Source organism: Algoriphagus sp. (assembly GCF_013373065.1).
GTDB lineage: Bacteria > Bacteroidota > Bacteroidia > Cytophagales > Cyclobacteriaceae > Algoriphagus.
The window spans coordinates 274768-281651 of record NZ_JABXIN010000001.1 but is presented as its reverse complement, the minus strand read 5'-3'; the positions used below and the strand labels follow the sequence as shown (position 1 = coordinate 281651).

7 protein-coding genes and 1 rRNA gene are annotated in these 6884 nt (G+C 39.5%); 7 read left to right on the top strand and 1 reads right to left on the bottom strand.

Translation table 11 applies throughout. From position 1 onward, the window contains the following. The first annotated feature begins 20 nt into the window (after positions 1-20). The 6 genes from rrf to HWE15_RS01270 all read left to right on the top strand — a co-directional run bounded on the left by rrf (position 21) and on the right by HWE15_RS01270 (position 4496). Positions 21-132, top strand: a 5S ribosomal RNA gene (gene rrf, locus HWE15_RS01295). 136 nt (positions 133-268) lie between these two features. After that, positions 269-1510 (top strand): dihydroorotase, encoded by a 1242-nt coding sequence (locus HWE15_RS01290; RefSeq protein ID WP_290505686.1) that lies wholly within the window; start codon positions 269-271, stop codon positions 1508-1510. Beyond that, positions 1503-2015: a DUF4199 domain-containing protein gene (locus HWE15_RS01285; RefSeq protein ID WP_290505685.1), complete on the top strand. Its 513-nt coding sequence runs from the start codon at positions 1503-1505 to the stop codon at positions 2013-2015. Before HWE15_RS01290 ends, HWE15_RS01285 begins: the two co-directional genes overlap by 8 nt. A 6-nt stretch (positions 2016-2021) precedes the next feature. Next, the gene (locus HWE15_RS01280; protein WP_290505684.1) at positions 2022-2570 is read left to right on the top strand and encodes a DUF4199 domain-containing protein; all 549 of its coding nucleotides are present in this window, start codon (positions 2022-2024) and stop codon (positions 2568-2570) included. Between the two features lies 1 nt (position 2571). After that, a complete protein-coding gene (locus HWE15_RS01275) occupies positions 2572-3534 on the top strand; it encodes a glycosyltransferase family 2 protein (protein WP_290505683.1) in 963 nt (320 codons plus the stop codon). Next, a complete protein-coding gene (locus HWE15_RS01270) occupies positions 3534-4496 on the top strand; it encodes a glycosyltransferase (protein WP_290505682.1) in 963 nt (320 codons plus the stop codon). The genes HWE15_RS01275 and HWE15_RS01270 overlap by 1 nt, the downstream gene beginning before the upstream one ends. Here HWE15_RS01270 and HWE15_RS01265 read toward each other — a convergent pair. Further along, positions 4493-5257 (bottom strand): class I SAM-dependent methyltransferase, encoded by a 765-nt coding sequence (locus tag HWE15_RS01265; protein ID WP_290505690.1) that lies wholly within the window; start codon positions 5255-5257, stop codon positions 4493-4495. The two genes, HWE15_RS01270 and HWE15_RS01265, sit on opposite strands and share 4 nt — an antisense overlap. A gap of 151 nt (positions 5258-5408) precedes the next feature. On the opposite strand from HWE15_RS01265, the gene HWE15_RS01260 reads away from it, so the two are divergent. Beyond that, positions 5409-6884, top strand: a complete 1476-nt coding sequence (locus tag HWE15_RS01260) for a TolC family protein (RefSeq protein ID WP_290505681.1) — start codon at positions 5409-5411, stop codon at positions 6882-6884.

Sequence of the window (6884 nt, the reverse complement as noted above, 5' to 3'; positions counted from 1 at the left end):
GACTACTTGAGTCTTCCAATTTAGGCGGCCTGGCGCAGGGGTCCCACCTCTTCCCATCCCGAACAGAGAAGTTAAGCCCTGCAGCGCCGATGGTACTGGGGTTACACCCGGGAGAGTAGGTCGCCGCCTCATTTATCAAATGCCCCTCTCAAAGGGGCTTTTTTTATGCCTAATTCCTTGCTTCTCCTTCCAGCCTAATACAAGCTTACGTAAAGTTTATTTTTCATTTTTGGATTATTGTTGCAGTTTTGCATCAAATAAAATTCGGATGGCTGTACTCTTCCAAGGATTGACATGGGTTGATAAAGGAAAATCTCAAAAAGGGGACTTTCTATTTGATCAGGGTCGACTTTTACCCCTTGACTCATCAAGAGATTTCAAAGGATTGGAAATAATTAACTCAGAAGGTTGGATTGCCAGCAAAAGTTGGGTTGATCTTCGAGTATCAGCTGGTGAACCGGGCTTGGAACACAAAGAAACAATTCAATCTCTCTGTGATAGTCTTTATGTATCGGGTTTTTCGGCTGCTGTAATTATGCCAAATACTCAACCGGTTATTCAGAACAAAGGCTTGGTGGATTTTATTAAAAACAAATCAGCATCCAGTTCTGTCGAATTGATTCCTCAAGCAGCTGTCACCATTGATTTAAAAGGGGATGATTTTACAGAAATGCTTGATATGCATTATCAATCCGGCGTAACTGTTTTTGGTGAAGGTAAAGAGCCACTATCAAATAGTGATCGATTTTTGAAAACCATCCAATACCTGCAAAAGATCAATGGAGTTCTTTTTGACCACTCTTATGATCCTCTATTAGCAATTTTTGGTCAAATGCATGAAGGTGATGTCTCAACCAAATTAGGATTGAAAGGGATTCCCAGGCTGGCAGAAGAGGTTGCCATACAAAGAAATTTAGAATTAATTCGATATGCTGGCGGTAGGGTTCATTTTCAAACCATCAGCTCAGCAAAATCAGTAGAATTAATCCGGGAAGCTAAGAAAGAAGGATTAAACGTTACAGCAGATGTATCAGTTTTCCAGCTTATTTTTTCTGATGAAGATCTTGTGGAATTTGATACAAATCTGAAGGTTTTACCCCCTTTTCGAGGAAAAGAGGATCAAAATGCACTTATCGGAGGTCTTAAGGATGGGACAATAGATGCAATAGTTTCAAATCATCAGCCGGAGGATTTTGATTCCAAGTTTATGGAATTTGATTTGGCAGCTTTTGGGATGGCTGGTTTACAGACTTTTCTTCCCGCAATGACTCAGCTTGAAAAGAAGTTAGGTTGGGAATTGCTTTTGGAGAAAATCACGGATGGTCCACTATCAGTTTTGGGAAGGTCAGAAGTTGAAGAGATTACAATATTTGATCCTAAGGAAGCTTGGACCTATGATCATGAGAGTAATCGATCGCTGGCTTATAATCACCCTTGGTTTGGGAAAGAGCTAGTGGGAAAAGTGAAATATCGAATTGATAAAGGGTCTTTAGTAAAAATCCATGATTAAATATTTTGGTTCTGCCTATCAATTCGGAACACTTGGAGGAGTCCTTGGATTAATTTCATTTGGCTTTTTATCTTGGTTGGTTCCTGATCCAACAAACTTGAATTTGATTTTTGGATATATAATAACCCCCATTTCCTTATTTTTAGCTCTAAAATTTTTTAAAGAATACACAAACAACGGATACCTGTCATTTGCAGAAGGAATGTCGGTTGGCTTTGTAACCTACATGATCATTGCTTTAATTTCCGTTATTGGCATTTGGGCGATTTTCGAAATTTTCCCTGAGCTTTTCGAAACTGTAAAAGCTTCTAAGCTTCAGGTGATGGAGACAAACCGAGAAACAATCATTTCTCAAGTTGGAGAATCTTCCTATCAAACTACAGAAAGTAGTCTTATGGAAATGAATCCTTTGGATATTGCCTTGAATGATGGCATTTGGAAAATAGTGCCTGGACTGTTTTTTACTATTATTATTTCTATTATTTTGAGGAAAAACCCTAACTAATTTACTATGGAAGAACGTCAAACTCCCGTTCAAGCTGCCATAAGACCAGGTTTGACAATTGGTCTGATTTCTGTCGCCTTGACTTATGTTGCTTATTTTGTGGATTCCACGATGCTCGCATCAGGCTGGTTTGGTTTGGTAGCGCTAGTGTTGTTTTTTGTATTGATCATCTATTTTGGGAGACAATATCGAACAGAGATTGGTGGTTTTATGAGCTTTGGTACAGCCTTTAATTTTGCCTTTATCACCATGATTGTTTCCGGTTTGGTTTCCTTGGTGGGGCAATTATTGCTATTTCATGTAATTGACCCTGCATTGCCAGGTGTCCTTGCGGATCAATCCGTGGAGAACACTCTTGAAATCATGGAGCGTTTCGGTGCCTCTGCTGATTCCTTACCTCCGGAACAATTGGATGAAATCCGTACCAGAACTATGGAGAATTTCTCATTAACTGGGCAAATCAAAAATTTTGGAATCGGATTAATTATCTACGCAATCATTGCTTTAATTTTGGGCGCAATCCTTAAAAAGAGAGACAAATCCCTAGATTACTGATATGCTTCAAATTTCGGCGGTTGTTCCTGTTTTCAACGAGGAAGAATCACTTTCTGAATTAACTCAATGGATTAGCCGTGTGATGAATCACCACGGCTTTTCTTATGAAATTATTCTTGTCAATGATGGGAGTACAGATGGTTCATGGGAAAAAATCGGAAATCTTGCCGAAACGAACGGAAATATCAAAGGGATAAATTTCACTCGTAATTATGGGAAATCTGCCGCCTTAGACGCGGGGTTTAAAAAAGCTCAAGGTAAGGTAGTGATAACATTAGATGCTGATTTGCAGGATAGTCCCGATGAAATTCCCGGACTTTTTGAAATGATTGAAAAGGATGGGTATGATGTGGTTTCCGGCTGGAAAAAGGAACGTCATGATCCTATTTCAAAAACCATCCCTTCGCGATTTTTTAATGCTGTTACACGGTGGATATCTGGGATCAAACTCCATGATTTCAATTGTGGATTGAAAGCCTATAAACTGAAGGTTGTTAAAAACATCCAAGTTTATGGAGAAATGCATCGATACATACCGCTACTTGCTAAATGGAATGGATTTGGGAAAATCGGTGAAAGGGTAGTTCAGCATCAAGCCCGAAAGTATGGGTATTCCAAATTTGGAATTGAACGCTTTTTAAATGGATTTTTGGATTTGATTTCAGTTTCTTTTGTGCATCGGTACAAAAAGAAGCCGATGCATTTTTTCGGATTATTGGGGACCTTGTCTTTCGTATCAGGTTTTTTGATTACGTGTTGGTTGATTTTTGAAAAAATATACGGTTTGAAAAAAGGGCTTCCTGTTCGGGAAATTGTTGATCAGCCGCTTTTCTTTTTGGCTTTAGTGGCTTTGATTATCGGTGTTCAACTTTTTGTAACAGGATTTTTAGCCGAATTGATGACATCCAACCAGTCTAAGGAAACCGAGTATAAAATCGACGAGGAAATCAACTTTGAGTATTGATGTTTTTCTCGATTATAATCCCTGTTTATAATCGTCCTGATGAATTAAGGGAGCTTTTGGAGTCTTTAAGTCTACAGGATAATTCCCATTTTGAAGTAATTGTAGTGGACGATGGGTCTGAATTGAAAGCAGATCAAATATGCCAACAATTCCAAAATTCCTTGGATCTTCATTATTTCTTTCAGGAAAATACGGGGCAGGGTTTTGCAAGAAATCGGGGAATGAAAGCAGGAAAAGGTGATTTTTTTGTGATGTTTGATTCAGATGTAATCGTCCCCCCGGCTTATTTCTCGAAACTAGAAAATGCAATAAAAAATCGCGGTTTAGACGCGTTTGGTGGGCCAGATGCTGCAGCTACAGATTTTTCCACGTCCCAAAAAGCAATGGACTTTGCGATGACATCTTTTTGGACGACAGGAGGGATTCGTGGAAAGATGAAAGATCCTGCAAAATTTCAAGCACGCGGATTTAATATGGGTGTTTCTCGTGAAGTTTTTGAAAAGATTGGAGGCTTTATTGACCCAAATCAAGGAGAAGACATTGAATGGAGTTTGCGGATAAAAAAAGCAGGTTTTAAACTTGAATTGGTCCAGGAGGCATTTGTTTTTCATAAAAGGAAAAACAGTTTGTGGAGTTTTGCCAAACAGGCTTTTTCATTTGGGAGAAACCGAATAAACGTTTCTAGATTTCACCCGGAAGCCATTCAGGTTGTTCATCTTTTGCCCTCTCTTTTTGTGGTCTTTTTGATTAGCCTAGTATTGAGTGGGATGTTAGGTTGGAAATTGTTTTATCTCCAATCCGTGGTATTTGGTTTTTGGGTGGTAGGTGTTTTTCTTTCAGTAACATTCCAAACCAAATCCCTTCCTGTTGGGATTTTGGCAATTTTGGCTTCTATTCTTCAGCTCTCAGCATATGGAGTTGGCTTTATTTGGGAGTTTTTGATAAAGTTATTTAAGGGTTAATTCCCTTTTCGACAAACAAAGACAATCTCATTAGGAGGAAGGGCATATTTTATTATTTGCTCTTCGGGTAAACTTTCAACAAAGCGATTTTCTTCGATAGCCAATCCCGATTCCCGGAGTCGGGCCGCGTAATCCTTTCCGTACTTTCGTACATGATCCCGCTGCCCAAATAGTTTTTCACGCTCAGCTGGGGCAGTCACAGTGGGATCTTCCAAAGTTTTTTCTAGATCATAGATCGGGGATTGAATTACTCCCCATCCGGAAGGCTTGAGTACCCGATTGAATTCGGAACATGCTTTTAAATCACTTTCTACATGTTCCAATACATGGTTACAAAAAATGACATCAAATGAATTCTCTGGAAAGGGGATGTCATGCACATCCATTTTTACTTTGGCTAATGGGGATTCTAAATCAGCAGTGACGTAATCCAAATTAGGAAGCGCTTCAAACAACTCTAGAAAACAATGCTCCGGTGCAATGTGAAGTACGCGAAGCTTGTCCGTAAAGAAGTTGGTTTTCTCTTTTAAAAAAAGCCACATTAACCGATGACGTTCCAAAGAAAGGCAAGTTGGGCAAAGAGCGTTTTCTCGAGCTTGCCGGCCATAGGGTAAAAACTGTTTGAATTCAGAATGGCAAATGGGACATTCGACTCCTTTTCCTTTATTTTTCCAAGCAAAAAACTTCATTACCAAAGGGCTCACTCGTTGTAAAAGTGGCCTTGGTACATATCGAATAACAAAGGAAATGGTTTGTTTGATCATGGCGATGCAATTTAGGTATCCTGATTTTTCTGTCCATTTGTTTTAAGAAGAGATTTAGGAATTTTTCACACCTTTCTATTCCGCTCTTGTTGGTTGATGGAGGTACTATCATTAATTTAGTTGAATTATTTTCAAAATTTAGATACCTATGAAACGCTTTTCGACTGTCATCATTACTCTTCATCTTTTCGGCTTATTTACTTTTGAAAGCTTGGGGCAAGAAACAGTGAGCTATACATTATATGAAATGGTTCAACGTGCAAAAGATCGGTCTCCTGCCTCTCTCCGAGCCAAGACCCGCCGTGAAAATCGCTATTGGCAATACCGATTATTTCGATCGAATTATAATCCTCAGCTCCGATTAAATGGAACCATTCCAAGCTATTCCCAGTCATTTAATAGCATTACCCAGCCAGACGGTTCTATTGAATTTCTCGAAGTTCAGCAAAATTTTATGGACTTGGAATTGGGGCTTCAACAGGTGATCTCTCCCACAGGAGGCGTTATTTCCGTCAATACATCAACCAATCGGTTTGATAATTTTTTGGCTGGTCCTGATGATATACAGACACGATGGTCAGGGGTTCCGGTAAATGTTCGTTTTCAACAACCTTTGTTTGCTTATAATCCCTACAAATGGGATAAAAAAATTCAACCCCTTCTATTTGAGGAAAGTAAACGGGAATATGTGCAAGAAATGGAAGAGGTATCCTTTTTCGTGAGTCAATTGTTCTTTGATTACCTCCTAGCTCAAGTTAATGTTGGAATTGCACAGCAAAACCTAACCAATACTGAGGAGATTTTTTCAATCGAAAAAGCACGCTATGAACTTGGGACGACCTTTGAAGATAAGTTGCTCCAGGTTGAGCTACAGGTTTTACAAGCTCGGCAGGATTTGGCTCAGGCTAAGTTGGATTTGGAGAGCTCCGCTTTGGCTGTAAAATCATTTATTGGCTTGGATCCAAATACAGAAATTGAGCTTGAATCCCCTGAGGAAGTCCCTTTTTTTGAGGTTAATGTGGATGACGCGATTGAATTGGCTTTTCAAAACAGGGCAGAGGCATTAGGTTTCCAGCGGAGAAAGATTGAAGCTGAAGCATTGATGGCTCAGGCGAAAGGTGAGCGATTTGCCGTTCAGTTGAATGCAAGTTATGGATACAATAATGCAGCCTTTGCTTGGAGGGACATTTACCAAAATCCCAATACGCAGGCCTTGGTTAGTTTAGGGTTTTCTGTCCCCATTTTAGATTGGGGGAGAAATAAGGCAAGATTGGCTCAAGCTGAAGCTAATCAGCAACTAGTTGAATATACCGTTCAGCAAGATGAAATTAATTTTGAGCAGGAGATCTTTACGAAAGTGAAGAATTTCTTAATGATCCGAGAGCGACTTCAGGTGACCAAAGTTTCTGACGAGGTAGCTCAAAGGAGATATGAAATCGCTATTAAGCGCTATCAATCAGGCAATGTGTCGATCACCGACCTTTCTATTGCTCAAAACGAAAAAGATACCAACAGAAGAGCCTACTTCAGTGCTTTGAAGGATTATTGGCTGGCCTATTATGAATTGCGAGCCCTGACATTATTTGATTTTGAGAATCAAGAATTGTTGTACAAATCAGAATAA